27 protein-coding genes and 1 pseudogene are annotated in these 26,582 nt (G+C 71.3%); 13 read left to right on the top strand and 15 right to left on the bottom strand.

The window, feature by feature from the left end; genetic code table 11:
* Nucleotides 1–242 precede the first annotated feature (242 nt).
* Genes ACZ6TI_RS26635 through ACZ6TI_RS26625 form a run of 3 tightly spaced genes read left to right on the top strand, consistent with a single transcriptional unit; the run spans nt 243 to nt 2,301 of the window.
* Entirely contained in the window at nt 243–416 is a 174-nt protein-coding gene (locus ACZ6TI_RS26635) for a hypothetical protein (RefSeq protein ID WP_465347874.1), read from the top strand.
* Entirely contained in the window at nt 413–1,159 is a 747-nt protein-coding gene (locus ACZ6TI_RS26630; protein ID WP_465347873.1) for an isopentenyl transferase family protein, read from the top strand. Before ACZ6TI_RS26635 ends, ACZ6TI_RS26630 begins: the two co-directional genes overlap by 4 nt.
* Nucleotides 1,156–2,301 (top strand): cytochrome P450, encoded by a 1,146-nt coding sequence (locus ACZ6TI_RS26625; protein ID WP_465347872.1) that lies wholly within the window; start codon nt 1,156–1,158, stop codon nt 2,299–2,301. Before ACZ6TI_RS26630 ends, ACZ6TI_RS26625 begins: the two co-directional genes overlap by 4 nt.
* Nucleotides 2,302–2,341: 40 nt before the next feature.
* Here ACZ6TI_RS26625 and ACZ6TI_RS26620 read toward each other — a convergent pair whose 3' ends face one another.
* The 4 genes from ACZ6TI_RS26620 to ACZ6TI_RS26605 form a co-directional block, all read right to left on the bottom strand.
* The gene (locus tag ACZ6TI_RS26620) at nt 2,342–3,865 is read right to left on the bottom strand and encodes a multicopper oxidase family protein (RefSeq protein ID WP_465347871.1); all 1,524 of its coding nucleotides are present in this window, start codon (nt 3,863–3,865) and stop codon (nt 2,342–2,344) included.
* Nucleotides 3,862–4,338 carry a hypothetical protein gene (locus ACZ6TI_RS26615; protein WP_465347870.1) on the bottom strand — a complete coding sequence of 159 codons (477 nt, stop codon included), beginning with the start codon at nt 4,336–4,338 and terminating at the stop codon, nt 3,862–3,864. The genes ACZ6TI_RS26620 and ACZ6TI_RS26615 overlap by 4 nt, the downstream gene beginning before the upstream one ends.
* A gap of 108 nt (nt 4,339–4,446) precedes the next feature.
* Nucleotides 4,447–5,124 (bottom strand): response regulator transcription factor, encoded by a 678-nt coding sequence (locus ACZ6TI_RS26610; protein WP_465348075.1) that lies wholly within the window; start codon nt 5,122–5,124, stop codon nt 4,447–4,449.
* A gap of 14 nt (nt 5,125–5,138) precedes the next feature.
* The gene (locus ACZ6TI_RS26605) at nt 5,139–6,335 is read right to left on the bottom strand and encodes a sensor histidine kinase (RefSeq protein ID WP_465347869.1); all 1,197 of its coding nucleotides are present in this window, start codon (nt 6,333–6,335) and stop codon (nt 5,139–5,141) included.
* Nucleotides 6,336–6,588: 253 nt separating this feature from the next.
* Between ACZ6TI_RS26605 and ACZ6TI_RS26600 the strand changes: the two genes are divergently transcribed.
* From ACZ6TI_RS26600 to ACZ6TI_RS26575, 6 genes are all read left to right on the top strand, one after another.
* Nucleotides 6,589–7,533: an ABC transporter ATP-binding protein gene (locus tag ACZ6TI_RS26600; RefSeq protein ID WP_465347868.1), complete on the top strand. Its 945-nt coding sequence runs from the start codon at nt 6,589–6,591 to the stop codon at nt 7,531–7,533.
* The gene (locus tag ACZ6TI_RS26595; protein WP_465347867.1) at nt 7,533–8,339 is read left to right on the top strand and encodes an ABC transporter permease; all 807 of its coding nucleotides are present in this window, start codon (nt 7,533–7,535) and stop codon (nt 8,337–8,339) included. Before ACZ6TI_RS26600 ends, ACZ6TI_RS26595 begins: the two co-directional genes overlap by 1 nt.
* 163 nt (nt 8,340–8,502) lie before the next feature.
* On the top strand, nt 8,503–8,937 hold the full coding sequence (locus ACZ6TI_RS26590; RefSeq protein ID WP_465347866.1) for a DoxX family protein: 435 nt from the start codon (nt 8,503–8,505) through the stop codon (nt 8,935–8,937).
* Nucleotides 8,938–8,985: 48 nt separating this feature from the next.
* A complete protein-coding gene (locus ACZ6TI_RS26585) occupies nt 8,986–9,510 on the top strand; it encodes a DUF2231 domain-containing protein (protein WP_465347865.1) in 525 nt (174 codons plus the stop codon).
* Between the two features lie 68 nt (nt 9,511–9,578).
* A complete protein-coding gene (locus ACZ6TI_RS26580; RefSeq protein WP_465347864.1) occupies nt 9,579–9,992 on the top strand; it encodes a DoxX family protein in 414 nt (137 codons plus the stop codon).
* A gap of 35 nt (nt 9,993–10,027) precedes the next feature.
* Entirely contained in the window at nt 10,028–10,636 is a 609-nt protein-coding gene (locus tag ACZ6TI_RS26575) for a GNAT family N-acetyltransferase (protein WP_465347863.1), read from the top strand.
* A 273-nt stretch (nt 10,637–10,909) separates the two neighbouring features.
* Here the strand turns inward: ACZ6TI_RS26575 and ACZ6TI_RS26570 are convergent, their stop codons facing one another.
* From ACZ6TI_RS26570 to ACZ6TI_RS26555, 4 genes are all read right to left on the bottom strand, one after another.
* A complete protein-coding gene (locus tag ACZ6TI_RS26570; RefSeq protein ID WP_465347862.1) occupies nt 10,910–11,458 on the bottom strand; it encodes a hypothetical protein in 549 nt (182 codons plus the stop codon).
* Nucleotides 11,446–11,676: a hypothetical protein gene (locus tag ACZ6TI_RS26565; RefSeq protein ID WP_465347861.1), complete on the bottom strand. Its 231-nt coding sequence runs from the start codon at nt 11,674–11,676 to the stop codon at nt 11,446–11,448. The genes ACZ6TI_RS26570 and ACZ6TI_RS26565 overlap by 13 nt, the downstream gene beginning before the upstream one ends.
* Nucleotides 11,677–11,792: 116 nt before the next feature.
* Nucleotides 11,793–12,350: a carbohydrate-binding protein gene (locus ACZ6TI_RS26560; protein WP_465347860.1), complete on the bottom strand. Its 558-nt coding sequence runs from the start codon at nt 12,348–12,350 to the stop codon at nt 11,793–11,795.
* 74 nt (nt 12,351–12,424) lie between these two features.
* Nucleotides 12,425–15,160, bottom strand: coding sequence for an AfsR/SARP family transcriptional regulator (locus tag ACZ6TI_RS26555; RefSeq protein WP_465347859.1), 2,736 nt, complete (start codon nt 15,158–15,160; stop codon nt 12,425–12,427).
* 173 nt (nt 15,161–15,333) lie between these two features.
* Between ACZ6TI_RS26555 and ACZ6TI_RS26550 the strand changes: the two genes are divergently transcribed.
* On the top strand, nt 15,334–16,161 hold the full coding sequence (locus ACZ6TI_RS26550; RefSeq protein WP_465347858.1) for a hypothetical protein: 828 nt from the start codon (nt 15,334–15,336) through the stop codon (nt 16,159–16,161).
* 79 nt (nt 16,162–16,240) lie between these two features.
* Here ACZ6TI_RS26550 and ACZ6TI_RS26545 read toward each other — a convergent pair whose 3' ends face one another.
* From ACZ6TI_RS26545 to ACZ6TI_RS26535, 3 genes and pseudogenes are all read right to left on the bottom strand, one after another.
* Complete coding sequence (locus ACZ6TI_RS26545; protein ID WP_465347857.1) at nt 16,241–16,375, bottom strand: hypothetical protein; 135 nt, start codon at nt 16,373–16,375, stop codon at nt 16,241–16,243.
* A gap of 146 nt (nt 16,376–16,521) precedes the next feature.
* Nucleotides 16,522–16,707 (bottom strand): annotated as a pseudogene (locus ACZ6TI_RS26540) (guanitoxin biosynthesis pre-guanitoxin forming N-methyltransferase GntF); the annotation flags it as partial.
* Between the two features lie 84 nt (nt 16,708–16,791).
* Nucleotides 16,792–17,226, bottom strand: coding sequence for a hypothetical protein (locus ACZ6TI_RS26535; RefSeq protein ID WP_465347856.1), 435 nt, complete (start codon nt 17,224–17,226; stop codon nt 16,792–16,794).
* Nucleotides 17,227–17,370: 144 nt separating this feature from the next.
* Between ACZ6TI_RS26535 and ACZ6TI_RS26530 the strand changes: the two genes are divergently transcribed.
* Nucleotides 17,371–19,446, top strand: a complete 2,076-nt coding sequence (locus ACZ6TI_RS26530) for an AAA family ATPase (protein WP_465347855.1) — start codon at nt 17,371–17,373, stop codon at nt 19,444–19,446.
* Nucleotides 19,447–19,481: 35 nt separating this feature from the next.
* On the opposite strand, the gene ACZ6TI_RS26525 is transcribed toward ACZ6TI_RS26530, so the two are convergent.
* The 4 genes from ACZ6TI_RS26525 to ACZ6TI_RS26510 all read right to left on the bottom strand — a co-directional run bounded on the left by ACZ6TI_RS26525 (nt 19,482) and on the right by ACZ6TI_RS26510 (nt 23,083).
* The gene (locus ACZ6TI_RS26525; RefSeq protein WP_465347854.1) at nt 19,482–19,925 is read right to left on the bottom strand and encodes a hypothetical protein; all 444 of its coding nucleotides are present in this window, start codon (nt 19,923–19,925) and stop codon (nt 19,482–19,484) included.
* 52 nt (nt 19,926–19,977) lie between these two features.
* Nucleotides 19,978–21,063, bottom strand: coding sequence for a hypothetical protein (locus ACZ6TI_RS26520; RefSeq protein ID WP_465347853.1), 1,086 nt, complete (start codon nt 21,061–21,063; stop codon nt 19,978–19,980).
* A gap of 110 nt (nt 21,064–21,173) precedes the next feature.
* Nucleotides 21,174–21,818 (bottom strand): response regulator transcription factor, encoded by a 645-nt coding sequence (locus tag ACZ6TI_RS26515; protein ID WP_465347852.1) that lies wholly within the window; start codon nt 21,816–21,818, stop codon nt 21,174–21,176.
* On the bottom strand, nt 21,818–23,083 hold the full coding sequence (locus ACZ6TI_RS26510; RefSeq protein WP_465347851.1) for a sensor histidine kinase: 1,266 nt from the start codon (nt 23,081–23,083) through the stop codon (nt 21,818–21,820). The genes ACZ6TI_RS26515 and ACZ6TI_RS26510 overlap by 1 nt, the downstream gene beginning before the upstream one ends.
* A 120-nt stretch (nt 23,084–23,203) precedes the next feature.
* On the opposite strand from ACZ6TI_RS26510, the gene ACZ6TI_RS26505 reads away from it, so the two are divergent.
* Nucleotides 23,204–23,941 carry an ABC transporter ATP-binding protein gene (locus ACZ6TI_RS26505; protein WP_465347850.1) on the top strand — a complete coding sequence of 246 codons (738 nt, stop codon included), beginning with the start codon at nt 23,204–23,206 and terminating at the stop codon, nt 23,939–23,941.
* Nucleotides 23,938–26,496, top strand: coding sequence for an ABC transporter permease (locus ACZ6TI_RS26500; RefSeq protein ID WP_465347849.1), 2,559 nt, complete (start codon nt 23,938–23,940; stop codon nt 26,494–26,496). Before ACZ6TI_RS26505 ends, ACZ6TI_RS26500 begins: the two co-directional genes overlap by 4 nt.
* Nucleotides 26,497–26,582 lie beyond the last annotated feature (86 nt).

Below are 26,582 nucleotides of genomic sequence, written 5' to 3'. Positions count from 1 at the left end.
GCTCGCAAAGCGTTTCAGCCGAAGATCCGTCCGCCATCTGGCAACGGTGGTATCTGTCGAGGTACCGCTGGCGCGGTAGCAATGAAGTCGAATCCGCGGCCGCAGTAGGCACAGCCCTGCCGGTGCCGACCCGAAGGTGCACACCTGCTGTACGAACGGCCCGTCAGGCTCCCGCGGCGAGATCGCCCACGGCTACATTCGTGGTCACAGGGCCGCCCGTGGACGTCCACAAAGGATTGCCGATGCGACTCGATCAGTTCAGCCAGTCCTACAGCCGCGACCCTGCCGCCACGTGGCGGCGCATCAACACCTCGGGATCACTCGTCGGGCGCGACGCCGCTCTCGGCCTGGGGCTGATCGCAGGCACGATCGATTTTCCCGTGTCCGGTCCGCCAGCTCGCGGCTCGTCATCGTGAGGGGCGCGCTGGACGCCGGCACGGCCACCACCGACGACGGTCAGTGGCTCAACCTGGTTCTCATCCTCGGCCCGACCGGAGTGGGGAAGACCCACCGCGCCATCGAGCTGGCGGGAAAGGTCGACGCACCGATCGTCGTTCTGGACCGCGTGCAATGCCATGCCGAGCTCGCGGTCGGATCGGCGCGGGGCCACGGGGCCGGGCAGGACAACCGGATATTCCTCGACGAGCGCCGAGTGGCGGACGGTGTGCTCCCCGCGGCGCAGGCGTACCGACGGCTCTGCCACATGCTCGAAAAACACCACGCCGACGGAAATCGGGTGGTGGTGCTCGAAGGTGGTTCCACCTCGCTGATCGCTCGGATGGCGGCCGACCCCACCTGGCGGCATCACGCTCGGGTGTCGGTGCGGTGCCTGTCGCCCACTGCCGGCTATCACGAACGGTTGTCCCGCCGGGTGCGGAACATGCTGACCGGAACCCCGTCGATGGTGGACGAGGTTCGTGCGCTCTGGCCGGACCCCCGAACACACGCCGTGCTCGCGGGGATCGTCGGATACCGGGAGGTGATCGCCGCGATGCGCGCCGGTGCGACACTCGAGTTCGACCGGGCGACCATGAATACGTTGGTCGAGGACCCCACCGCCGCCCATCTGGCCTATTCGCAGCGGCAGCGCCATCACTTCACCAGCATGGTGCCCCTGCTCCAATCGAGGCCGTTCGCGCCACGGCGAGGACGACGATGACGACGCGACCGGCCTGCCTCGTGCCGGGCCCTGCGATCTACGAGGACCTCCGCCGGCTCGCCGACGCCGGACCGGTCGTGAAGGTCATGCTGCACGGGCGATTGCCGGCATGGCTGCTGATCCGGCCGGAGGACATCGCGCACGCCGCCGTCGATCCCCGGCTGACAAGCGACGGCTCGTTCCTGAGCGACGGCACGTCATCGGTCAAGTTCGGCTTCATGGGTGTCGACGGCGCGGCACACGCCCGGCTGCGCCGGTCCGCGACCGCCGCATTGTCGCCACGCCGAATCCGTGCCCTGCGGCCCTATCTGCACAGGATCACCGTTGACGCCGTCGGCGCAGTCCTGCCGGCCGGGCGCGCCGACCTCGTCACCGACGTCGCGCTGCCCATCGCGATGCGCTTCATCTGTGAGCTGCTGGGCGTTCCCGTCGACGAGCGCGACCACTTCCAGGGCGCCGCCAACGAGATGCTCGCCCCCTCGCCGGACAGTGCTCTGGCGCGGCTGCGCCTGTTCGACTACATCACCACACTGGTCCGACGCGAGCGGCTCGAGGACAGCCTGCTGCGCGCCCTCGCCGCCGCGGATGACCTGAGCGAGCCGGCGGTGGTCGAGACCGCGGCCCTGTTGCTGGTCGCGGGCTACCAGACGACCGCCGACTTCATCGGCTCGGCGATGCTCGCGCTCATCGAGAATCCCGAGCAGCTCCGTGTTCTGCGCGATGACTTGTCCGCAGCGGACACAGCGATCGAAGAACTGCTCCGGTATTGCGGGCCGATGGCGATCGGCGTGACGAGGTATACCAAGGAGGCGGTCACGCTGGCCGGTGCGACGATACCGGCGGGCGAACGGGTCGTCCTGGGGCTCGGCTCCGCGAACCGCGACCCGGGCCGGTACTCAGACCCCGACCGGTTGGACCTCACGCGTGAGCCGGCAGGCCACTTCTCGTTCGGCCGGGGCCCACACTACTGCCTCGGTGCCTCCCTCGCGCAGCTGGAAGCGGAGGTGGTGATCACGACGCTGTGCCGCTTGTTGCAGGGACTGCGGTTGGCGGGGGAGCCGGTTTGGCATACGTCGATCTTCTCCGGCGTCGCGCATCTCCCGGTTTCGTTCGCTGCCGGCCCTGGCACCTGGAGATCTTGAGGCCGGCCCGACGCCGCGGACGAAAGGTGCACCCGGTGCGTCAGACGACATCGAAGTTGGCCATCATCCCCATGTCCTCGTGCTCGAGATTGTGGCAGTGCATCATGTAACGGCCCCGGTATCCCGCGAACCTCACCAGAACCTCCACCGGCTCGTATGCCCGCACATCCACCGTGTCTTTCCATCCGGCATCCCACGGCTCCGGGCGTCGTCCTCCGCGGGTCAACACCTGGAAGTGCGCGAGATGCACGTGCACCGGATGGTGGAAGTCACTGGTGAGCCGCCACAGCTCGACGGTGCCGAGACGTGGCGCGGCAATCGAGGCCGCCGGGTTGTAGGTCTGCATGTTGATCGTCCAGCTCTCGGCCGCGAAACGGAAGTTGAACTGCCGTGTTTCGACGGCGTCCGCCCTGGTCAGCACGGGCACCTCGGCGAGCCGGTCGGGGACACCGGTGTCGTCTTTGCCGGTGCGGGCGACGACGAAGCGCATGACATCCCGGGTGGCGCCGCTGCCGAGGGAGTTGACCAGGTCGACCTCGCTGCCGACCGGGAACGCGGAGAAGTCGACCAGCACGTCGCACCGCTCGCCGGGCGACAGCATGACCTCTCGATGGCTGACCGGAGCGGCCAGCAGGCCGCCGTCGCTGCCGATCTGCACGAGGGCGCCGTACGGCGTAAGACCGAGCCGATAGCGGCGGGCGTTCGACCCGTTCACCAGCCGGAGCCGGTAGCGGACGGCGGCCACCTCGTGCCGGGGCCAGGCAGCGCCGTTCACGAGGATGACGTCGCCGAACAGGCCGGCCTGGAAGTCCCCGTCGGCCCCGGGTGAGGTCATCGTCATGTCTCGCATCGGATAGCGCAGCGAACCGTCGGCCTCGAAGGCCCTGTCGCAGAGCAGCAGCGGGAGGTCCCGGTCGCCCCGCGGCAGCGGCAGTGCATCCTCCTGGTCGTCCGACACGATCATCATCCCGGCCAGCCCTCGCCACACCTGTGGCCCGGTGAAGTCCATCCGGTGATCGTGGTACCAGAGTGTCGCTGCCGCCTGCTCCATCGGGTACCGGTAGTCGCGGCTGACCTCGTGGACTCGAGCGCCGGCGCCGTGCAGGTGCGGCGGGGCGGGTGAATAGCCGGCCGGGATGGTCAGGTCCAGGGGCAGGCCGTCAGAGTCCGGCGGTGTCACCCCGCCGTGCAGATGGGTGGAGGTGGGCACGGGCAACTCGTTGCGGATCGTCACGGTCAGCGGATGCCCCCGTCGGGCCTGGATGATCGGACCCGGGAACATCCCGTCGTAGCCCCAGATGCTGGTGGTGTGACCGGGCAGGATCTGGACGTCGGCGACTCGCTGGGTCAGAGAGACATGGTCACCGGCGACGTTGCTGATCAACGGCTTGGCGGTTGGCGGGATCGGCAATGGCGTCCGGAATCGTGGCGGGAGTGGCAGCCGGCTGGTCAGCAGAGCGCCGGTGCCGGGTCCGTCCGCCGGTGTGCCGCATCCGGTCAGTGCGACGGTTCCGGTGGCTCCGGCCAGAGCGAACAGGCGGCGCCGCGACAGGCCGGCGCTCATGCCTGGTTTCCGGTGGTGATGGTCGCGCCGACCGGGGCCACGTCCGCCTCGGGCCGCGTGGACGTCAGGCCCGGTCGCCGGCCGGAGGGGCGGTGGCTGAACGCCCACCAGGTGAACGCCGTGGCCAGGCACATGAGGGTCATGCCCAGGGGGATGTGCAAACCCACTCGGCGAAGGAAACCCAGGACGGCCTGCGTCACTACCGTCACCCACAGCGCGATGCTGAGCAGGATCGGCCACCGCGGGCCACTGCCGGCCCGGACGACAGCGACTGTCACCGGAATGAGAGCGAGGGAGGTCAGCATGAGCAGGATGGCGTTGAAGCTGTGCAGACGCAGCAGGCCGATATTGCCGGTGATGAAGGCGCCGGCGAGCGCGGCCTGCGCCAGCACTTGAAGAATGACCAGGATCCCCAGTGAGCGAACGACAAAGTTTGGCCAGCGGCGGGCGGGCCGGTTCGAGGACATTCCCATGGAGGCCACGGTCTTACGGCGCGGGGGTCGTCCGCGTCTCCTCGTTGTGGTAATTGCGTCCTACCGCCGCGGTGGTAGTGCGAGCGGCGCCACGCCGAGCGCCCGCGGTCAACGCGACGGCGGCATCTCGCCGGGCCGCACCAGACCCGACTGGTAGGCGATGACGACCAGCTGCGCTCGGTCGCGTACGCCGAGTTTGGTCATGGCCCGGTTGACGTGAGTCTTGGCGGTCAGTGGTGAGACGTAGAGGCGTTCGGCGATGTCGTCGTTGGACAGCCCGGCGGCAACCAGGGAGAGGGTTTCGCGTTCGCGGTCGGTCAGAGCGTCGAGCTGGGCCGGTGAAGGCAGCGGCATCGGTTCAGGGGAGTCGAGGAATCGGGAGATCAAGCTTTGGGTGGCCTTCGGCGACAGCAGCGCTTCGCCGCCGGCGACGACGCGGACGGCGTCGAGCAGTTCGGTACGCTGAACACTCTTGCTGAGAAAGCCGCTGGCGCCGGCACGCAGTGCTCGCAGCACGTTCTCGTCGAGCTCGAAGGTGGTCAGGATGAGCACCCGGACCCCGGCCAGGTTCTCGTCGGCGGTGATCATGCGGGTCGCTTCGATGCCGTCGAGCTCCGGCATCCGGATGTCCATCAGGATGACGTCAGCGCGAGCGCTGCGGGCGAGGGCGACCGCTTCACGACCGTTGGTGGCTTCACCGACGACCTCGAGGTCTGGCGCGGACTCGATGAGGACGCGAAATCCCGCTCGGATGAGGGCTTGGTCGTCGGCGAGCAACACCCGGATCTGTTTGGTCACGTCTACACCTTCTTACTGAGTGGGGCGGGCAGAAAGGCTCGCACGGCGAACCGGCCGTCCGCGTCGGGACCAGCATCCAGTGTCCCGCCCAGCGACGTGGCGCGTTCACGCATGCCGGTCAGGCCGTGCCCGGTTCGCGGGCGCGCGCCGGCTGTGGAATTGGTCCGGTTGTCGACGGCGATGGCCAGTCCTCTGGCGGTGTAGCTGAGCCGGAGGTGGGCGGTGGGGTCGCCGCCGTGTTTGCGGACGTTGGTCAGTGATTCCTGGACGATGCGGTAGGCGGCGAGGTCGACGGCGGAGGGCAGTGGTCTGGCTTCGCCGTCCTGCTGGTGCGCGACCCGCAAACCGGCTGCAGCCACGGAGTCGAGCAGCCCGCCGAGCCGGCTCAGGCCGGGTGTCGGTTCGGTGGTGGCTTCCGGGTCGTCGGCGTGGCGGAGCACGGTCAGCACGGTGGAGAGTTCGTCGAGCACGGTGCCGACAGCCTGCCGAATGTGTCCCAGGGCTTCCTCGGCCTGATCCGGGCGAGGCCGCAGCAAGTGCGACGCCACTGCCGCTTGCACGTTGATCAGGGCGATGTGGTGCGCCACGATGTCGTGCAGCTCGCGGGCGATGCGCAGCCGCTCTTCGGCCACCCGCCGCCGGGCTTCCTCTTCGCGGCTCTGCTCGGCCCGCTCGGCCCGCTCTTCGACCGCCGCGACGTACGCCCGCCGGGTCCGCACCGCGTCACCGACCGCGACGGCCATCCCCATCCAGGCCAGGTCCTCCAGGGTTTCGGAGGAGTCCCACACCTGTCCGTCGAACACCACGGCGGCGAAGAAGACGACCAGGGCGGCGGACACGCCCGCCGTCCACGCGGTCGTCCGCCTCCGATGCGAGGCCACGGTGTACGCGCAGATCACCGACACCGTGGTCAGCGAGTAGATCTCTCCTCGGTCAGCCACCGCCCATGCCGCCGCGCCGGTGACGATCACCAGGACCGGCACCGGCCAGCGGCGCCGCAGGGTGACCAGCAGGGCAGCGGCCGCGGCGACCATGACGTCCAGTGCCGTCAGGTCGCGACCCGGGATGCCGCGGGGCCCCTCCAGCACAGAGAGCAGGGACAACACGCCGATGAGCGCACCCAGCAGCGCGTCCACCATCTGAGGATGGCGCACCGCAGCAGCCCAGGCGCGCGGGAATCGGGTGTTCAACAGGACCATGCCGGTCACCGTACGGAACCGCGGCGTCGCTGACGTCGTGCACGTGTAGTACGGCTCCGGAAGCCATGGCTACCACGGCGGCGGTAGTCCGCAACGACCACGACGGGAGGACGCGGGCCGGAACCCGGGTCGGCCATCGTGGCTCCACCACTGACGACCCCCATCACCCCGCCGGGCTACTACAACCGTGGTAGCCGGAAATGCCCACACGTGGAAGACGCGATCAGCGCTCGGCCCATCCATTGTGGTCGGCATGATTGAGGTACATGAACTCACCAAGCGTTACGGCGACAAAACCGCCGTCGACGGGCTCACCTTCACCGTCCAGCCGGGCATCGTCACCGGCTTCCTCGGGCCCAACGGTGCCGGGAAATCCACCACGATGCGGATGATCCTGGGCCTGGACCGCCCCACGTCAGGCACGGCAACGGTCAACGGCCGCTCGTACGCCGCACACGCCGCCCCGCTGCAGGAGGTAGGAGCGCTTCTCGAGGCGCGGGCTGTCCATACCGGACGATCGGCATACCACCATCTGCTGGCGATGGCCGCCACGACCGGCATCCCGGCCGCACGGGTCGACGAGGTGATCGACATCGTCGGTCTGCACGAGGTGGCCCGTAAACGGGCCGGCGGATTCTCCCTGGGCATGGGTCAGCGGCTCGGCATTGCTTCGGCCCTGCTCGGCGACCCCAGGACGCTGATCCTCGACGAGCCGGTCAACGGACTCGACCCCGAAGGCATCCTGTGGATCCGCAACCTCATGCGCAATCTGGCGGCCGACGGCCGCACCGTCTTCGTGTCGTCGCACCTGATGAACGAGATGGCAGTGACCGCGGAACACCTGATCATCGTCGGCCGCGGCGCGCTGATCGCCGACGTCTCCGTCGACGAGTTCATCGAACGAGCCTCGCTGAAGACCGTCCGGGTCCGCTCTCCGCAGACAGCCGCTCTGCACGACCTTCTGGTCGGACCGAACATCTCGGTCACCACCGTCTGCCGCGGCGTCCTGGAGGTCTCCGGGCTCAGCGCCGACCGGATCGGTGATCTCGCGGCCGGGGCCGGGCTCGTCCTGCACGAGTTGACCCCTCAGCAGCCCTCGCTCGAGGAAGCCTTCATGACCCTCACCCACGACGCCGTGGAATACACCGCCACTGCCACGCAGCCGCCGCTCGCAGCCGCGGCAGGAAAGGCCGCCTGATGAGCACTCTCGCCCACCGCGGGAACGAGGCGGCCGGCCGCCTGCGCGTTACTCAACTCAGGGTGATCCGATCCGAATGGATCAAGTTCTGGTCGTTGCGTTCGACCACCGTCACACTCGCCGTCTCGGTGATCCTCTTCGTCGGACTCGGCCTGCTCGCCGCATGGATGAGTGCCAGCGGCCAGCTGGACGGCGATGGACCGGACAACCCCATCGACCTCAGCCTGGCGGGCATGAACTTCGCCCAGCTCATCCTGGGAACCCTCGGCGTGCTGTTCATGGCCGGCGAGTACAGCACCGGCATGATCCGATCCAGTTTCGCCGCGGTGCCGACCCGGCTCGGGGTCCTGTGGGGCAAAGCCGTGGTGTTCGCCGGCGTGACGTTCGGCCTGATGGTCGTCTCAGCGTTCATCGCCTTCCTCGGCGGCCAGGCGATCCTCGGCGACAGCGGTGCCTCCCTGGCCGATCCGGGCGTCGTCCGGGCCATCATCGGCTCGGCCGGATACCTCACCGGCGCGGGACTGCTCGGTCTGGCGCTGGGCGCGCTGCTCCGCTCCACCCCGGCCGCCCTGAGCACCTACTTCGGCGCCATGTTCCTCCTCTCCGGAATCGCTGGACTGTTGCTGCCGGAGAGCTGGCGTGACGACGTCGGCCCGTACCTGCCGGAGTCGGCGGGAGCGGCCATGGGCGCGCTCACCCGCGGCGACAACGACCTTGCCCCGTGGGCCGGAATGCTGGTCTTCCTCGCCTATCTCGTGGTGGTCGGCGCCGCGGCCGCGTGGCGGCTGAAGCGCAAGGACGCCTGAGCTCGAACGACACCGCTTGCGGGCATCCCTACTGCAACCGTGGTACCTCGCATTGTCCATAGCTGTAGGACGCGGAGCATGCCCTCACCCGACGATCGTTAGGCCGTGATCGAGGCGCGTTCGCCTCAGTGACCCGGCAACTTCGACGACCTGGAGCACACTCATGAACCGAACGCTGACCGCCGCCGGAACCGGCGCGCCTGTGAAAGGTGGCAGCGCCGCGCTCTGGGTCGTCCAGGTCTCTGTGGCGGTGCTCTTCATCGTCTATTTCGGGCCCGGCAATGTGATGGGGACCGAGCAGACCGTGCAGACCTTCACGGACGTCGGCGTCGGACATTGGCTGCGCATTCTGGTCGGAACTCTGGAAATCGCAGGGGGATTCGGACTGATCATCCCGGGCGTGAGCGGTCTCGGCGCGCTCGGGCTCACCGGCGTCCTGGGCGGCGCCGTATTTCCCGGGATCTTCCTCTCCGGCCCCGACGCGCTCGTACCCCTGATCCTGATGATCCTTCTCGCCGTCGTCGCGTGGTTCCGTCGTGGCGACACGCTTGCGTTCAACGGGCGGCTCAGAGCGATCAGCGCACCAGCCGGCCGCTGAACCTTTCCTGACCTTTCCAGCACTGTCACCTGACTTCGGAGGACACTCATGGGCACCGTCAACGGGCTGCCCGCCCACATCCTGCTGGTGCACGCCATCGTGGTGCTGCTTCCCTTGGCGGCGGTGCTACTCGTTCTCACTGCTTGGTGGCCGGCGGCGCGCCGCCGGCTGGCCGGGCCGAACGTACTCCTGTCGGCCGCAATCCTCGTGCTGGTGCCGATCACCATGGATGCCGGCCAATGGCTGCAGGATCGAGTCCCCGACTCGGCTCTCCTGGAGGACCACACCCAGCTCGGTGACACGGCGCTGTACGCCGCCTTCGCGGTGACTGTCATGGCGCTGGTCACCTGGTGGCGCCATCGCGAAGCAATGCGGTTCAGTGGCGCGCCTTCCGGACGCAAGCGAACCTTCCTCGCCCCGCGCAACACCGCCGTGACGGTGGTCGTCGGTGTCGTCGCTTCCCTCATCGCGGGCGCCGCGCTCTACGACGTCTATCTCATCGGCGACTCCGGCGCGCGGGCGTCCTGGACCGGCGACTACAGCACCACGGTCATCGAAGACAACGCCGACTGACCGCTTGCCCACGGCGCTGGTCAGCCCGCAGCCGAAGAGACCTCACCATTCACCTTCAGGAGTAACGCATGTCTTCTCTTGCCACGTCCCCGTCACGCGTCCAATCCATCGCAGCCTGGTCCCTGCAAGGGCTGCTGGCCGTGGGTTTCCTGTACTTCGGCATCACGAAATACACCGGCGGTGCGGAGATCGTCGCGTCCTACGAAGAAATCGGCGCCGGCCAGTGGCTGCGCTACTTCACGGGAGCAACCGAGATCCTCGGTGGCCTCGCGTTGCTCTACCTGCCGCTGGCCGGTCTGGCCGCCGCCGCGCTCGCGGTGCAGATGGTCGGCGCGACCATCACCCAGCTCGTCATCGTCGACGATGGCAACCCGGTCATCCCCATCATCTTCGGGCTGCTCGCCCTGGTGATCGCTTGGCTCCGCCGCGACCAGTCCATCACGACGCTGCGCAAGCTCCGTCTCCTTCCCGGCAGCCGCTGAATGCCCGGCAGTGAAGGGCTCCTCCCGTGCCGAGCTTGAGAACCGTCCACATTCGCGACGCCCGCCCCGATGACCGCACGAGCGCAGCCGCCGTACTGGCCGAGGCGTTCCGCCGAACCCCGATCATCACGTGGGCCGAGCCCGATGCCTCCATCCGCCTCGCCCTGCTGTATCCGTACTTCACCGGACTGCTCGACCATGCGGGCGAGCAGGGTGCCGTCCGGCTCGCCGAGGATGGCGGCGCGATCATCGGCGTGGCCGTCTGGTTCAACTACCCGTTGCCGGACGGAGTCACCGACGTCTACGAGTTCAACGACCCGTCGGACTTGCCCGCCTCGCACGCCATCGAGCGACTCGGCGCGGTCGCGAAGACGCTGCAGGCGCGCCACCCGACCTGGGACCATCACTACCTCGCGTACCTCGGCGTCCAGCCCAGCCGGCAGAACCGGGGGATCGGCAGCCAACTCCTGCACGACCGACTGAGCGTGCTCGAATCGGCCGGAAGCATGGCCTATCTGGAAGCCAACGATCCACGGAACCGCGATCTCTACCTACGGCACGGCTTCAGGAACCACGGCCCCGCCGCAACCGCCGGCGACAGCCCACCCAGCTGGCCGATGTGGTGGACACCCGGCGACAGTTAGAAGATGAGGTGTCGTCGTGGAGCATCCCGAAGATCTGAACATCGTGGCCAACGACAAGGTCAAGATCGACCTGTGGGCAGTTGACGACATTTCTCGTGCCGGAGTCTTCGGCGACAGCCGACAGTGGGGTGTCCGGGATCCTCCGGTCCGAGAGCGACAACGCCGCCGCAGCGCGTGGCGTCCAACCCGTCACGAATTTCGCGTAACCGATGACGTAGTCGGCCATGCCACGAGCGATCGGCGCGATCGCACGCCGCCGCTCGGCCGGCGTCATCACTCCCGCCGTGCGTTTGGTCCAGGCATGGCTTCCGAAGCCATCCTCGCCGGGCATGCCCGAACGGTATCGCAGTGATGGGCACTTGCGAGTCCTACGGAGACTTCTGTCTTGGCGGCCAGAATGACGGCGGCGCCGACCACAAAACCCCACCAGGGCCTCGTCCTGGAGTCGATGTCGTTCTGACTCTTGCCCTGGACGGCCGACGCCTTGCGTTGCCGGAGGATCACGAACACGGCAGTGGCGATCAGCCCGAGCACCGCCACTCCGATGAGTGCAGCCATGTTGTTGTCGATGCTGGCCCGGGCGGTGTCCCTCAGGGCGGCCGCCGATTCGCAGGCTTCCTTGCCGTCAGTCGGCCCGGGATAACCTGTCCCTTGCGTCGGGGTGCATCCTTCCGCCGCGGACGCGCGGTCTGATCCGCTCGAGGTCGGGACCACTGCGACGATGACCGCGAAGATCCCGGCCAGGTTGAGAAACAGGTCCTCCCAGTCGTCCTTGCCCCGCAGCGAGATCATGCACGCGCCGAACGCGATCAGCGATGCCACGAAACGGTTTGTGCCGGGGTGTAGTAGTAGGCACTGACTGAGCCCAGTGGTTCGAAATCCAGGACCCAGGTGTGGTGCAGCACGCTGAGACCGAGCGCGGCGAGCAGGCAGACCATCGCGGTACGCAGATAGATGTGCGACGTGATCATGAGGTTGCGGTTGTCATCATGCCGGTTCGGGACGCGATCGAGGTCGCTTCGAGACTGGTCACCGCTCATGTCGGTGCTCCTGGTGTCGGCAAGGTGAGTCGAACCCGACAGTCCCGCCGCAGGAGTTCCGATGTCGACTGTCCGGTCGCAAGTGCGGCAGTCGGATGCAGCTGACGGTGAGGCGGTCAGCAGTTGAACGACGGCGGAGGTGGGAAGGCCGTGAAGGTCACGTAGTCCAGTGCGAATTCCGGCCCTCGGCTCGGCTGGCGGACGGTCAGATAGATCCGGTGCACGCCATCGGGAACGGGCCCGACGCCGATGGCCAGCTGTCTGGTGGCGGGTGCTCCGATGGTGCGCAGGGCGATGCTCTGCGTCGGCGTTGCGTGGCGGCTGCCGATACGGACGTCGATGGTGGCCACCTCGGTGCCCGAAGGCGCCACGCCGACGAAGCAGAGCAGTGTGAATCGGGAGCCCGCCACCGCGACGTCGTCGTAGCGCAGCCAGTCCCGGTGGGAAAGCTCGCCGGCGACGAACCCGCCCGAGGCGCCGGCGTCGGCCACGACTGTGGTTCCGCGCTGAGCCGTTCGTGCCTCGGCCTCGAATTTGACGACCGGGGGCGGCGCGGTCGCGACCCCCGCAGCCGGGATCGCCTGCCCGGCGGCCGGGCCGGCGGCGAGCAGACCGCCCGCGAGCACCAGGCACGCCGTCGCGCCAGCCGTTGCCATCCGTCGACTCACACGCATCCGCTTCTCCTTCACCGCGAAGTTCCGGGATCGATATCCGCCTATCTTTGCATCCCGAGGGCAGGCAGCGGTCCTTAAGTTTCGGTCAGCCGTGCGCGAGCCTCGGCAGCGCGCGGGTGTTCGATCTCGGCGAGGATGCCCGCGGCCTGCCGCCAGTCCGCGTGGGCCGCCTCCGTCTCGCCGGCCGCCAGCCGGGCGTCGCCGATGCGCAGCAACGACAGTCCCTCCCCGGGCCGGTGCCCGGTCCGGCGGTAGAGGTCGATCGCGCGGCCGTAGAACGTGATCGCCCGGTCCGGGCAGCCGAGCCGGTGGTGAGCCAGGCCGAGGCTGTCCGCGGCGTTCGCCTCGTCGTACTGGTTGCCGATCTCCCGGCAGATGTCGTACGCCCGCTCGCAGTGCTCGATCGCCTGCCGGCAGTCGTCCAGCCGGATGAGCCGCCAGCCGATGTTGTTGAGGGCCCGCGCCTCACCGACCCGGTGGCCACCCGCGCGGAAGAACTCGAGCGCCCGCCGATCGTGCCGCAGTGCGTCCTCCCATCGGTCGAGATACTCGTAGACGACGCTGGTCATGATGTGGCTGTGCGCCTGACCGACCGGGTCGCCGAGGCGCTCGAAGGCCGCCACCGCACGGCTCAGGTGATCCAATGCCTCGTCGGGGCGGTCGAGCCGGGTCAGCGCCCGTCCCAGGATCCGGCGGGCGTAGCCCTCCTTGGCGGGATCGCCGAGCCGTTCGGCCGCCCGCACCGCCTGGGCGAAGCAGGCGGCCAGGTCGTGCCAGCGGGCCTGCCGGTTGAGGGCGTCGGTCATCGACCAGGCCAGCCCCCACACCTGGGCGTGCAGGCCGGCTCGGGCGGCGTGCTCGACGGCCGCGACCAGGGTGGGGCGCTCGGCGACGAACCAGGCGGCGGCGTCCGCCGGGCGCTCCGCCACGACGCCGTCGAGCGCCGGTGGCATGGTGACGGGATCGCGGTGCGGCTCCAAAGTCATCGCCGCGGTGTGCGCGCTGTGCAGGTAGTGGTCGACGACGCGGTTCCGGGCCGCGGTCCGCTCCTCGCTGTTGCTCAGCTCGGCGGCGAACGCCCGCAGCAGGTCATGCATGGCGAACCGTTCCGAGCCGACCTCCTCGATCAGGTGCGCGCGGGTCAGCTCGGCCATTTCGGCCCGGACCGGTCCGGCGGCGAGGCCGGCCGCCGCCGGCAGGCTGATGTGGGCGCCCGGATATTCGGACAACAGCCGGAACAGCCGGGCCGCGGACGGCGTCAGCAGACGGTACGAACAGGCGAACACCGACCGCAGGTCGACTGCCGGATCGCTGCCGGTGAACGGCGCCAGTGGGGTGCCGGCCGCCGCGCTCGCCAGGTCCGCGCTGAGCGTGGCCAGCCGCAGCCGTGGCCGGGTTCGGGCGTGCGCGGCGGTCACGGCCAGCGCCAGCGGCAGGCCGACGCAGCGGGCGATCAGGTCCGCGACGGCCGCCGGCTCGGCGGCCACCCGGGCCGTCCCGATCCGGGCGCACAGGAGCTCGCGTGCCTGCTCCGGACCGAGCAGGGGCAGCGGCAGCAGCTGGGCGTGGTCGGTGGCGATCAGGCCGGGCAGTTGGTCGCGGCTGGTGACCAGCACCAGGCAGCCGGGCGATCCGGGCAGCAGCGGGCGCACCTGGGCGGCCGATCGCACGTCGTCGAGCACGACCAACACCCGCCGGTGGGCGAGCAGGCTGCGATAGAGACCGGTCTGCCGGTCCAGACTCGACGGTACGGCGGACGGCGAGACGCCCAGCCCGTCCAGCGCGGATCGGACCGCCTCGGCCGCGTCGACCGGCCGGTCGAGGGGATCGAAGCCCCGCAGGTTCAGGAAGAGCTGCCCGTCCGGGAACCGGTCGGCCACCCGGTGCGCCCAGTGCACCGCGAGTGCGGTCTTCCCGACGCCCGCGGTTCCGGTCAGCACGGTCAGCGGGACGGCGTGGCCGGTGTCGGCCAGGGCGGCGTCCAGGGCGGCGAGCTCGGTGGCCCGGCCGGTGAAGTTCCGCGGCGGCGCGGGAAGCTGTCGCGGCACCGCCGCCGTACGCTCGGTGGCCGGCGCTCTGTCCGGCAGGGTGAGATCCGCCGCGCCGGCGAGGATTCGCCGGTGCAGGTCCTGCAACTGCGGGCAGGGGTCGGCGCCGACCTCGTCGGCCAGGGTCAGCCGCACCCGCTGGTAGGCGAGAAGCGCGTCGGCCTGACGTCCGCACCGGTAGAGCGCGAGCAGCAGGTGCCCGGCGGCCCGCTCGTCGGTCGGCTGTTCCTCGTGCAGCGCGGCGATCGAGGACAGCGCTTCCGCATGGCGGCCGCCCCGCAGAGCCAGCTCGTGACCGTCCAGCCGCGCGGCGAGGCGCTCGGCCGCCAGCTCGGCCCGGACGCCGGTGAACCACGGGGTGTCGAGGCCGGCGAACGGCTCGCCCCGCCACAGCGTCAGTGCCTCGGCGAGGGAGTCCCGATCCGCCTTCTCCCGGCCGATCCGGACCAGCCGGCGGAACAGGTGCAGATCCACTGCCTCCGGATCCACGGTCAGCAGGTAGCCGCTCGAGCGCCGGCTCAACGCGGTCGCCGGGTCCGCGGCCAGCACCCGGCGCAGCCGCGACAGGTAGCCGGAGAGGGTGTTGCGGGCGCGTTGCGGCATCCGGTCGCCCCACACCCGGTGCAGCAGGGCGTCGGCGGGCACCGGCCGGTTCGCGTCCACCAGCAGCGCCGCGAGCACGGCGCGCTGCCGGGCCGGGCCGAGGTCGACGGGCCCGCCGCCGATCTCCGCCTCCACCGCGCCCAGCACCCGGAAACGCATCTCACCTGCCGATTCAACGAACTCCGAAGGATCTGCGAAGACCGGCCGCGCACAGTGGCCCGCAGCATCGGTCCAGGCGGAAGTATCGCCGCACGAGCGGCCGGTGGCGATGGTCCGGGTCCGCAGGGGGCGGTCCCGGTCGCAGATCCGACAGGGGGAATCGCGTGCAGAACATGTTCAGAACGATCGGAACGGCAGTGGTCGTGGGGGCGATCGCCGCGGCCGCGCTGGCGGCGCCCGCCACGGCCGTCTCCGGCGTGGTCCGGGTGCTCGGGAATCCGACCGACGACACGATCGTCGCGGTCAAGACCGCCACGGCGACCTGTCCCGCGTCGGCGCCGCGGATCGTCGGCGTCGGTGCGCGGGTCGAGGACGAGGAGACGGGCCGGGTCTTCCTCCGGCGCTTGCAGCCGATCAAGAACGCCGGGCCGGACCAGGCCTCGGTGACCTCCGCCGCGCCGACCGGGGTGGTCACGTCGTACCGGTTGCGCGCCATCGCGGTGTGCGCGCCGAGCGGCAGCGTGCCGGGGCATGAGGTCGTCCGTTCGACGGTCACCGGGCCGTCGTCGGCCACCGCGCAGGACACGGCGAAGGCGTGCTCGGCCGGCAAGAAGGTCGTCGGGTACGGCGGTGAGGTCGTGAACGGCGGCCGCGACGTCGGGCTTCAGGTGGTGCGATCCGACAAGCCGCGCGGGATCTCCCGGGCGTACGCCCGGGAACTTCCGCTCGGCTACGACGGTCAGTGGGGTGTGCAGGCGGTCGCCATCTGCTTCACCACCACCGGCACGGAGACGCCGGTCGGGGCCGCGCAATCGGGACTGAGCGGCAACGTCCTCTGCTCGACCACGCCGGACACCCGGGTGCACGGCGCGGGCGGCGGGGCATGGGACGGCACCGGGATGATCCGGCGTTTCGAGCCCTCCGCGGATCTGCGGAGTGCCGAGATCGACGTGACTCCCGGCTCGACGGCCACGCTGGTCAGCGTGCTCTGCCTCCGATGACGAATCAGGGCCTCCGGTGACGAATCGGGCCGCCGGCCTCGGCCGGCGGCCCGACTCCGGTACCCGCCGGCCCGCCGGTTCACTCCTTCGAGGAGGGCTCTCGGCCGAGGACGGTCACCCGGTCCTGCAATCCGTTCGGCCGCATGGTGGCGGCGACGAGTTCGGCGAGGGCCGGGTCGATCTCGGCCGGGCGCCTGCGGGCCCGGCAGAGCACGATCGCCGAGTAGCCGTGTGTGCCGCCCTGTCCGGTCTGCCGGACCTCGATCGCAGCCTGGAGGGGTCGAAATCCCGGCGCAGGAGCGTCCGGAGGTCGCGTTCGTCGATGTCGGCGCCCGGGAACGTGTGCCCCGCGACGGTGTAACCGCGGCAGCGGCGCAGGGCGGCGGTGAGGAACAGTCCGCCCGGCTGGACGAGTCCGATGATGTTGCGCATGAGCGTCTGCCAGGCCGCGCGGTCGCCAGTTGCCGAGTCCGCGCAGTACGGGCTGATCACGGTCGCGTAGGAACAGCCTGCCGGGCCGGGTTGCCGGCCGTCGACGCGGACCAGTCGAGTGATCTTCTGCCTGGTGAGGTCTTCCCGGGCGAGGATCTCCTCGTCGCTCGGGCGGTCGATGCCCTCACACTGCAGGGTTTAGCGCACGAACGGCCGCCAGTCGTGGGCGCCCGGCGCGGCCAGATAATCCGCCGGCGCCCAGTCGGTCTCGAACGACGCGAACCCCGCGGCGGCGACGCAGGAAACGGCGGTGAGGTGCGCGAGGCCGCACTCGTACAGGGCGGCGAAGTTCGCACCGGCGAGGAAGACCAGCGCCTCGTGGGCGGTGACCGCGTCGCTGAAGGCGGCGGCGCCGAAGGCGCTCGCGTAGTAGATCCCCTCCGCCGCGACCTGGGTGCCGACGTACCCGGCGGCGGCTGCCAGCGGCGGCACGCGCGGGTTCCCGGTGACGCGCCGGGCGAGGTCGTGGGCCGCCTTGGACAGCACGTTGGTGCTGGTCCCGGTGCTCGCCAGCAGTGCGCGGTTCGCCCGCAGACTGATCCGCAGCCCGATTCCCCAGGCCAGGTAGCTCATGAGGTTGCCCTTCTGGCAGCTGGGTGTCCGGCGCTCAGAGGATCGGGCCGCGGGACGCTCAGGTGCCAGGTCAGATGGTCGTCAAACGCTGTCCAGCCGCGGCGCGGAGGTGGAGAGTGGACCCGACCGGTGGGGAGGTGAGACATGGCGGCGCACCTGGGTGATCTGTTGGAGTCCGCACGGCGGCAACGCTTCGTGGGACGCCGCGACGAGCTCGCCGGGTTTGACGCCGCGATCGAGGCCGGCTCCGCGCGGCGGGTGCTGTTCGTACACGGCCAGGGCGGCATCGGCAAGACCACGCTGCTGGCGGAGTTGGCTGCCCGCGCCCGGACGGCCGGTCGGTTCGTCGTACAGGTGGACGGGCGGGAGATCGACCCCTCGCCGGAAGGGCTGGAAACGGCCGTCCGCGCCGCGGCGGGCCGGGCGACCGGCGATCCGCCGGTCGCGGCGTTGATGGCCGGCGCCGTCCTGTTGATCGACGGCTACGAGCAGCTCACCCCGATCGACGGATGGCTACGCGAGCGGTTCGTTCCGGGCCTGAGCGCGGACACCGTCGTCGTGCTGGCCGGCCGGGAGGCTCCCACGCCGCCGTGGCGCACCGACGCGGGGTGGCGGCAGTTGGTGGCGGTGCATCGCCTCGATCACTTCGACCCGGACGAGAGCGGGCAACTGCTCGCCCATGCCGGCGTCCTGCCGCCCGTCCGGCCGCACCTGGTGGCGCTCGGCGCCGGGCATCCGCTGACCATGGCTCTGCTGGCCGACCTCGCCACCGCCGGCGAAGTGCCCGGCACCCTGGCCGACGCGCCGGATCTGATCTCGGCCCTGCTGCGCTCGTTCCTGCGGGAGGTGCCGACCCAGGCTCAGATGGCCGGCCTGGCGACCTGCGCCATCGCCTGGCTGACCACGGAGGACCTGTTGGCGCGGACGGTCGGCGCCGACGCCCCCGCGGTGTGGCGCTGGCTGGCCGGGCTTCCGTTCGTCACCGGCGGCCCGCACGGGCTCTTCGCCCACGATCTCGCCCGCGACGTGCTGAAGGCCGAGTTCCAACGTCGCGCGCCCGAGCAATACCGGAAGTACGACGGGCTCGTCTACGACCAGGCGCTGGCCGACCTGCGCGCCGCGACCGGGGCCGCCCGGCAAGCCGCCGCGCACCAGCTGTTCTTCCTCCATCGGCACAGCCCGTTCGGCGAGGTGATCTCGGCGGTGCGCGCGCAGGGCTCCGCCGCGGTCCTGCCCGCCCGGCTCGACGAGCACGACCAGGTGATCGCGATCGTCGAACGGTTCGAAGGAACGGCCAGCGCCGACCTCGCCCGTGCCTGGCTCGCCGAGCAGCCGGAACACCTCAGCGTGATCCGCTCCGGCGGCAGGCTCGCCGGGTTCGCCCACCATCTGTTGTGCCCCAGTGGCTCGCCGCTGGAGGAGAGCGACCCGGTGATCCGGGCCGTGCTCGGTCACATCGCGGCGCACGGGCCCGTCCGCCCGGGCGAGCAGGTCTTCATCACCCGGTTCTCCGGCGGCGCGTGCGCACACCAGCGCGACCCCTACATGGTGGTCGCCGGACCGGTGTCCAGCATGATCGAGTGGCTCACCAGGCCGCTCGCGTGGTCCGTGGTGGTGATCGTCGACACCGAGTTCTGGGCGTCCAGATTCGACTACATCGCCTTCGCCCCACTGGCCGACATCGAGGTCGACGGCGTGCGGCATGTCGCATACGGCATCGACTGGCGGCGCCTGCCGATCGGGGCCTGGCTCGACCTGATGTACGAGCGGGGGCACTCCGGCGGGACCGGAGCGCCACCGGCCGCGCTGATCCGGCCGCCGGCGCTGGGCCGCGCCCGGTTCGAGGCGGCGGTCCGGACCGCACTGCAGAACCTGCATCGGCCCGACCACCTCGCCACCAATCCGCTGCTCGGCTCGGCCCTGGCCGCGTCCGGCACCGGCCCGGACGTCGCCCGGCTGCGGGCCACGATCGAACGGGCCGTCGCTCAGCTCGGCGACCTGCCCAAGGGCCCGCAGCTGCGGGCGGTCCTGCACCGCACCTACCTGCGCCCCGCCCCCACCCAGGAGGCCGCCGCGGAGGTCCTCGACCTGCCGTTGAGCACCTACCGCAGATATCTGGCCAAGGCCCTCGAACATCTCACCGACCTCCTCTGGATGATCGAGATCGGTGAGGTGCCTTCCGCGCCGGAGGCCATCGACCCCGCGATCCGCAGGAGGTGAGCTCCGCCGCCTGTCGACCTCGGACGAAGCAGCAGTCAGGTGTCGGTGCGGGGAACGCCGAGATCATCGAGCACCGACTCGTACGCGCAGAGTTCCGTCGTGTAGCGCTCGACGGCATCGAGCGCCTCGGCCAGGTCGCTGGTCCGGACGTCCGGCAGGTCACGCAGGAAGCGTTGATTGCCGCCCCCGCCCCGGGTCGGCAGCGGGTCGTCGACCAGGGCGTCTCCCTGCACCTCGAAGCCGCCGTTGCGCGCCCACAGGCCGACATCGAGGCTGACCCAGCGGTTGAGCTCATCGAGCAGCTGGAATGACACCCCCACCGCGGCGAACGGCTCGACGGCGTGCCCGAGCGCGCTTCCGTACTTCCACCGGACCGACTGGTGTGAAAGGAACTGCGCGTACCCGTACGTGCGGAAGGCCGTGCCGGCCCGGTGCATCCCGGCGAGCAGATCGGTGGCGCCTCGGGCGAGATCGTCCATGCCGCCCACACTATTACCACCCCGGCCGCCGTCGCTGTCGTCGGAGCAACGGCTATGCGGTGGCGAACTGCCGGGCCAGGGCACGGAAGGCGAGCTTGGGCTCCCACCGCCAGCCGTTGGCCGGGTCGGTGTCGTCAGCCCAGATCGTGCGGACGATGCTGTAGCTCGCCAGGTCCATGTCGTAGCGGGGCTCGCGGCGGTGTGGCGCGTCCGGTGTGACGAAGTCATAGGCGATCGCCGCGGCGAGGCCCATCGCGGCGAAGTCGGCGAGGCGCGCGGTCAGAGTGCGGGCCTGCTCCTCCTCGCTGCGGGTCAGGTTGCCGATGATCTCCGGTGGATCGGCCTCGTAGTCGACGACGTCCCAGCCCATGCCGCCGGCCGCCGCCGCGCCGCGGTAGGTGCAGCTGCCGAACTCGGTGACCGCGACGGGCTTGCCGAGCCTGATCAGCGGTGCCAGGTCGCGGCGTGGGCGGTTGCCGTAGTAGTTGGCGCTGACCAGGTCGAACAGTGACCAGTCGACCTGTTCGTCGAACGCGGCGCCGTACGTCAGCGGGCCCTGGAACACCGACCGGCCGACACGGGCGGCACGTGCCGTGAACGTGGTCAGCCGGCGCTGCATGGCGACCGGGTCGAAGTTGCCCGACAGCAGGTTTCGCACGCGTTCGAGGGCGTCGGCGCCCGGCACGATGCCGGGCACGAACAGCACGAATTCGCAGCCCACGCTGAGCACGACGCGAACGCCCCGGCGGCGCAGCCGCTCGGCGGCGCGGCCGGTCTCGGCGAGATGGTCGATGATGTCGGCGGCCGGGGCGTCGCCGAGGCGCGGCTGCAGCCAGACGGACAGGCCGCGTCCGGCCGCTTCGGTCGCGGTGGCGGCGAGCCGGTCCGGGCCGGTGCCATACACCGAGATCGTGTTGGCGTGCAGGTCGCAGGCGATGGCGCGCAGGTCCGCGCGCATCCGGGAGGCGGTCCAGCCGGTGCCCGGATGGTCTCCGTCACCGACCGCGTAGCAGACGCCATGTCGTGCCGGCGCCCGCCGACCCGCGGCGGCGGCGGGACCCGCGCCGATCAGCGGCGCGGCAGCCACGGCGCCGGCGGCGGCCAGGAAACGTGCCCGGGAGATTCTGGGGTCGGTCATTGCTCCACGATGGATGACCCGCCGGGACCGGGGCTGCGGCCAAAGGTCGCCACGTCGGATACCGATGGCGACGCCGGGCGCGACTTTGGTCGGCATCGCCGCCGGCGTCGTCACGAATCGAGGTAGCGCAGGACCGCGAGCACCCGGCGGTGGTCGGTGTCCGACGGCGCGAGGCCGAGCTTGCCGAAGATGCTGGTCACATACTTCTCCACGGACGCGGAGCTGATCGCGATGGCGTCCGCGATCGCGGAGTTCGACCGTCCCTCGGCCATCAGCCCGAGCACCTGCCGCTCGCGCGCCGTGAGGGTGGCCAGGGCGAACACCCGCCGGCTCGCCCCGAAGATCTGGCTGACCACCTCCGGGTCGAGCACGGTCGCCCCGCCCGCGACCCGGCTCAGCGCGTCGAGGAAGTCGCCGACATCGGCCACCCGGTCCTTGAGCAGGTAGCCGAGACCCTCGCATCGCCCGGACAACAGCTGGGTGGCGTACCGGGTCTCGATGTACTGGGAGAGCAGGAGCACCGCCACGCCGGGGTGATCGCGGCGCAGCGCCAGCGCCGCGCGCAGCCCCTCGTCGGTGTGAGTGGGTGGCATCCGCACGTCGACCACGGCGACGTCCGGCCGGTGCTCGGCGACGGCGGCGAGCAGCGCACCGGCGTCGGCGACCGCCGCGACCGCCTCGTGGCCACGCCGCTGGAGCAGGTGCACGAGACCATCGCGCAGCAGCGCCGAGTCCTCCGCGACGACGACTCGCATCAGGCACGCTCCGGGAGTTCCACGATGACCACCGTAGGGCCGCCGGGTGGGCTGGTCAGCTCCAGCCGGCCGTCCACCGCGCCGACCCGGTGCGCCAGCCCGGCCAGGCCGCCACCCGGCCTGGTCCGCGCGCCGCCGGCACCGTCGTCACGTACGGTGAGCCGCAGCCGACCCGGACCGGTGGGGGACAGGGACAGACCCGCCTGCCGTGCCCCGCTGTGTTTCGCGACGTTGGCCAGCAGTTCGGCGGCGGTGAAGTAGGCGATGGTCTCGATCGCCGGGGACGGCCGGACCGGCAGGTGGATGTCCAGTTCGACCGGGACGGCGCTGCGGGCGGACAGCGTCTGCAGCGCGGGCTCGAGTCCGGTGTCGAGCACCGGCGGGTGGATGCCGCGCACCAGGTCACGCAACTCGACGAGGGCCTGCTTGGCGCCCTGGTGCGCGGTGTCCACGAGGGTCAGGGCCGCTGCCGGGTCGCCCTCCGTCAGTTCGTCCTTCGCCAGCCCGAGCTTGAGCGCCAGCGCGACGAGCTGGGCCTGGGCCCCGTCGTGCAGGTCCCGTTCGATCCGTCGCAGCCGCGCGGCGGAGTCGTCCACGGCCTGCGTCCGGGCCTGGCGCAGCCGGCCGGCATTGGTCGGCCGGAGCAGGGCCCGGGCCAGCAGCCGCTCGGGCTGCAGCAGACCGCGGGTGATCCAGGGAGCGGCCAGGAGCAGCAGCAGCCCGGCGATGCCCACCGCGGGGACGAACAGCCACTCCGGCATGGTCCAGCCGCCGAACGTGGGAGTCACCAGCCGGGTACCGCGCTCGTCCGCAACGGAGGGGAAGACGATGAACCGGCCCCAGATCGGGTAAAGCGCGGCGGCCAGGCCGTACAGCCAGGCCAGCGCGGTGATCGCGCCGGCCACCAGCGCGAACGGGAGCTTGACCAGCAGATAGGCCAGAGCGCGCCAGCCGGTGGGGTCGGTCAGCCCGGCTCGGACCCAGCCCACGAGGCCCGGCCCGGCCCGCAGGGGTGGCGGACTCTCGATCAGGTCGCCGAGCAGTCGCCGGATCAGCACCCGGTGCCCGGCGGCGAGGCCCCGGGCGCCGCGCAGGCCGGCGGCCAGCCAGGGCAGACCGACGGCGGTCAGCGACAGGAACGCGCCGGGCACGAGCACGAGCAGCAGGTAGGCGAAGCCGAGCACGGCCAGCGGGGCGCCGGCCAGCGCGAAGAGGAGCCGGCGCCAGGCCCGTTCGTCGTAGGAAGATCGCAGGAACCGCGCCACGCCCACCAGGGTGCCGGACCGCGCGGCGCCGCGACACCTGGCTGTCCCCCCGGGTTGTCCCGAAGTGCGGCGGCGGCCCACCGGGTGCCCGGCCCGCATCCGTCCCGCCAGGCTGAGTCCATGATCGATCAAGTTGCCGCGCGGGCGGTCGGAATCACCAAGACGTACGGGCACGGTCCCGGTGCGGTGCGGGCGCTGAACGAGGTTTCGGTGGAGTTCGAACAGGGCCGGTTCACCGCGATCATGGGACCGTCCGGCTCGGGCAAGTCGACGCTGTTGCACTGCCTGGCCGGCCTCGACGCGGTCGACGAGGGCGCGGTCCACCTCGCCGGGACGGACCTGACCGGCCTCGGCGATCGGCAGCTCACCCGACTGCGCCGGGATCGGGTCGGCTTCATCTTCCAGTCCTTCAACCTGCTGCCCACACTCAGCGCGGCCGACAACATCCGGCTGCCGCTGGCGCTGGCCGGACGGCGACCCGACCGCGCCTGGCTCGACCGCCTGGTGGACGCGGTGGGGCTGCGCGACCGGCTCGGTCACAAGCCCGCCGAACTCTCCGGCGGACAGCAGCAGCGGGTCGCGGCCGCCCGGGCGCTGGCCGGGCAGCCGGCGATCGTCTTCGCTGACGAGCCCACCGGCAACCTCGACTCGCGTGCCCGCGGCGACCTGCTGGACTTCCTGCGCCGGAGCGTCGGCGAGTTGGACCAGACCGTCGTGATGGTCACCCACGACCCGATCGCGGCGGCCTACGCCGACCGGGCGCTCTTCCTCGCCGACGGCCGGGTCGTCGACACCCTCGACGGGCCGACCGCCGACGGCGTGCTGGACCGGATGAAGACCCTTTCGGAGGTGGCGTGACCGTGCTGCGCTACACACTCGCCGGCGTCCTGGCGCACAAGGGCCGGCTGTTGCTCACCGCCGTCGCGGTCATGCTCGGCGTCAGCCTGGTCTCCGGCACCTTCGTCGCCATCGACACGTGGCGGGCGGTCGCCGCCGCGAGCGCGCACCACCCACCGCGCGGAGTCGACGTCGTGGTCGGCGCCGCCGACGCCGCGCGCGACGGCGCCGGGCCGCTGCCGGTGCCTGTGCCGGTGCAGCTGGTGGACCGGTTGGCGCAGGTCGACGGGGTGGCCTCGGTCACCGGCGTGGTCGTCGGCGTCGTGCAGATCCTCGGGCGCGACGGCCATCCGATCGCGGGCCGCGAACCGATGGCCCGGACGATCGACCCGTCGTTCGCCGGCAGCCTGCGTGGCGGGCGGGTGCCGGCCGGCCAGGGGGAGGTGGTCATCGACCCGGCCACGGCCGCGTCGCAGCGTTACCGGGTCGGCGACCGGGTGCGGGTGGTCAGCTCCGGGGGCCTGCCGAAACCCGTGACGGTGGTCGGGCTGCTCGATCCGCCGGAGCAGCCGGGTGCGGCGTTCGTCGGCGTCCATCCGAGCGCCGCCCGGGACCTGCTCGCCCGCCCCGGCCTGGTCAGCTTCGTCGAGGTCCACGGCACGCCCGGGACCGTCGAAGGCGACCTGCGCGACCGGGTGGCCGCGGCGCTGGGCGGCCGCTACGCGGTGACCACCGGGACCGAGCGGGACGCCGAGCTGGCCCGTGCCGCCGAGCCGCCCGCCCTCTTCGCCCAGATCTTCCTGATCGCCGGCTTGACGGCGTTGTTCATCGGCACGTTCCTCATCCGCAACACCTACACGATCGTGCTGGCGTCGCGAGCCCGCGAGCTGGCCCTGCTGCGATGCGTCGGAGCGAGCCGCCGCCAGCTCCGCCGCGCGGTGCTGCTGGAGGCGGCGGTCGTCGGCACGGTCGCGGCGCTGGCCGGGCTGGTGCTCGGCGTGGCGGTCGGCTGGGGTGTCGCCGCGTTGCTGGAGACGGCTGGTGTGGTGCCGGTGGACGTCACCGGCGGCGCCCCGCGGATCCTGCCCCGCACGATCCTGGTCACCCTCGCGGTCGGCATCCTCACGGCGCTGGTCTCGGCGTGGAGTCCGGCCCGGCGGGCGACTCGGGTGCCGCCGATCGCAGCGCTGCGGGGCGACGTGTTCGCGGTGGAACGCCGGGTGGGCCGGCTGCGCGCCACCGTCGGCGGTCTCGCCGGCCTCGCCGGAACCGGCCTGCTGCTGGTCGGCGGGCTCGCCGACCCGGCGGTCGACACGCTGGTCCGGGTCGGGGTGGCGCTGACCGGCGTCGGGGTGCTCGTGCTCGGCCCCGTGCTGACGCCGCCGATCGCACGGTTCGTCGGCCTGGCGGTCCGTCGCGGCCGCGGTGTCGCGGGACGGCTGGCCGCCGACAACGCCGTACGCAACCCACGGCGGGCCGCGGCGACCGCCCTGCCGCTGGTGATCGGCCTGATCCTGATCGGCTTCCTCACCACGTTGGCGGCCGGCGCTCGCGCGTCCGCCATCGGTGGGTTCGACCGGGCGTTCCGGGCGGACTTCCAGGTGCGCGCCTTCGACCCCGACGTGGCGATGAACCCGGAGCTGCCGCGGCAGCTGGCCGCGTTGCCCGAGGTCGCGGCGGTGGCGGCGGTCCGGTCCGCGGACGCCGATCTGAGCGCCGGCGGCCACGGAGCCGCCCCGATCACCCTCGCCGGCGTGGACCCCCTCCGGCTCGCGGAGACCCTGGCACTGACGGTGCCCGACGGCGCCCTGGCCGACGTCGGAGGCGGCGGCGTCGCGTTGCGGCGCACGGTCGCCCAGGCGCAGGGGGCGACGGTCGGGTCGTCGGTGCGGATCCGGACCGGGGACAGCGCGGAGCGGGCCTTCACCGTGCGCGCGATCTACGACACCGACGGGTTCGGCGACCTGGTCAGTTCGCAGCTCGCCGGCTTCGACGCCCTGATCACGCCGACCGACTTCGAGGGCCTGACCGGCGACCCCGGGATCGCGCGGGTCTATGTGGGCAAGCGCGACGGCGTCACCCCCGCGGCGGCCCGTACGGCGATCGGGCGGGCGCTCGCCGGCCACCCCACCGCCGAGCTCACCGGCCGGGACGAGCTGCGCGAACGCGCGGCAGCCGACCTCGACCCGGCGCTGCGGGTGTACTACAGCCTGTTCGGACTGATGATCCTGATCGCGCTGTTCGGCATCGTCAACACGCTCGCGCTGTCGGTGCTCGAACGCACCCGCGAGCTCGGGCTGCTCCGGGTGCTCGGGATGCAGCGACACCAGGTGCGGGCGATGCTCCGCTGGGAGGCGGTCATCGTCGCCGCCACCGGGACGGCGGTCGGGCTCCTCCTCGGCGCGCTCATCGGCTGGGCCACGACCAGGGCACTCAACCTGTCCGTCACCGAGATCCCGGCCGGGCTGCTCGCCGCGTGCGCGGCCGGCGCCGTGGTGGCGAGCATGCTCGCGACGGCGTGGCCGGCCCGGCGCGCCGCCCGGGTCGACGTCCTGCGCGCCCTCGCGGCCGAGTGACCGGCGGGCGGCGTCCCGCGGGACGCCGCCACGGTCGTCAATAGACGGAAGGTCACCTTCGGTGACCTGAGCGCGGGTCTGCCCGG

The sequence above is a fragment of the Actinoplanes sp. NPDC051388 genome (assembly GCF_055586225.1).
Note: the sequence above shows the minus strand (reverse complement) of the source record. Positions and strands in the feature narration are given on the sequence as shown.

Bases quoted from the DNA above. Each gene is read 5' to 3' on its own strand.
- ACZ6TI_RS26635 (WP_465347874.1), top strand. From the start codon at position 243: ATGCGACTCGATCAGTTCAGCCAGTCCTACAGCCGCGACCCTGCCGCC.
- ACZ6TI_RS26625 (WP_465347872.1), top strand. From the start codon at position 1,156: ATGACGACGCGACCGGCCTGCCTCGTGCCGGGCCCTGCGATCTACGAG.
- ACZ6TI_RS26620 (WP_465347871.1), bottom strand. From the start codon at position 3,865: ATGAGCGCCGGCCTGTCGCGGCGCCGCCTGTTCGCTCTGGCCGGAGCC.
- ACZ6TI_RS26615 (WP_465347870.1), bottom strand. From the start codon at position 4,338: ATGGGAATGTCCTCGAACCGGCCCGCCCGCCGCTGGCCAAACTTTGTC.
- ACZ6TI_RS26605 (WP_465347869.1), bottom strand. From the start codon at position 6,335: ATGGTCCTGTTGAACACCCGATTCCCGCGCGCCTGGGCTGCTGCGGTG.
- ACZ6TI_RS26600 (WP_465347868.1), top strand. From the start codon at position 6,589: ATGATTGAGGTACATGAACTCACCAAGCGTTACGGCGACAAAACCGCC.
- ACZ6TI_RS26595 (WP_465347867.1), top strand. From the start codon at position 7,533: ATGAGCACTCTCGCCCACCGCGGGAACGAGGCGGCCGGCCGCCTGCGC.
- ACZ6TI_RS26590 (WP_465347866.1), top strand. From the start codon at position 8,503: ATGAACCGAACGCTGACCGCCGCCGGAACCGGCGCGCCTGTGAAAGGT.
- ACZ6TI_RS26585 (WP_465347865.1), top strand. From the start codon at position 8,986: ATGGGCACCGTCAACGGGCTGCCCGCCCACATCCTGCTGGTGCACGCC.
- ACZ6TI_RS26580 (WP_465347864.1), top strand. From the start codon at position 9,579: ATGTCTTCTCTTGCCACGTCCCCGTCACGCGTCCAATCCATCGCAGCC.
- ACZ6TI_RS26565 (WP_465347861.1), bottom strand. From the start codon at position 11,676: ATGAGCGGTGACCAGTCTCGAAGCGACCTCGATCGCGTCCCGAACCGG.
- ACZ6TI_RS26560 (WP_465347860.1), bottom strand. From the start codon at position 12,350: ATGCGTGTGAGTCGACGGATGGCAACGGCTGGCGCGACGGCGTGCCTG.
- ACZ6TI_RS26555 (WP_465347859.1), bottom strand. From the start codon at position 15,160: ATGCGTTTCCGGGTGCTGGGCGCGGTGGAGGCGGAGATCGGCGGCGGG.
- ACZ6TI_RS26550 (WP_465347858.1), top strand. From the start codon at position 15,334: ATGTTCAGAACGATCGGAACGGCAGTGGTCGTGGGGGCGATCGCCGCG.
- ACZ6TI_RS26535 (WP_465347856.1), bottom strand. From the start codon at position 17,226: ATGAGCTACCTGGCCTGGGGAATCGGGCTGCGGATCAGTCTGCGGGCG.
- ACZ6TI_RS26530 (WP_465347855.1), top strand. From the start codon at position 17,371: ATGGCGGCGCACCTGGGTGATCTGTTGGAGTCCGCACGGCGGCAACGC.
- ACZ6TI_RS26525 (WP_465347854.1), bottom strand. From the start codon at position 19,925: ATGGACGATCTCGCCCGAGGCGCCACCGATCTGCTCGCCGGGATGCAC.
- ACZ6TI_RS26520 (WP_465347853.1), bottom strand. From the start codon at position 21,063: ATGACCGACCCCAGAATCTCCCGGGCACGTTTCCTGGCCGCCGCCGGC.
- ACZ6TI_RS26515 (WP_465347852.1), bottom strand. From the start codon at position 21,818: ATGCGAGTCGTCGTCGCGGAGGACTCGGCGCTGCTGCGCGATGGTCTC.
- ACZ6TI_RS26505 (WP_465347850.1), top strand. From the start codon at position 23,204: ATGATCGATCAAGTTGCCGCGCGGGCGGTCGGAATCACCAAGACGTAC.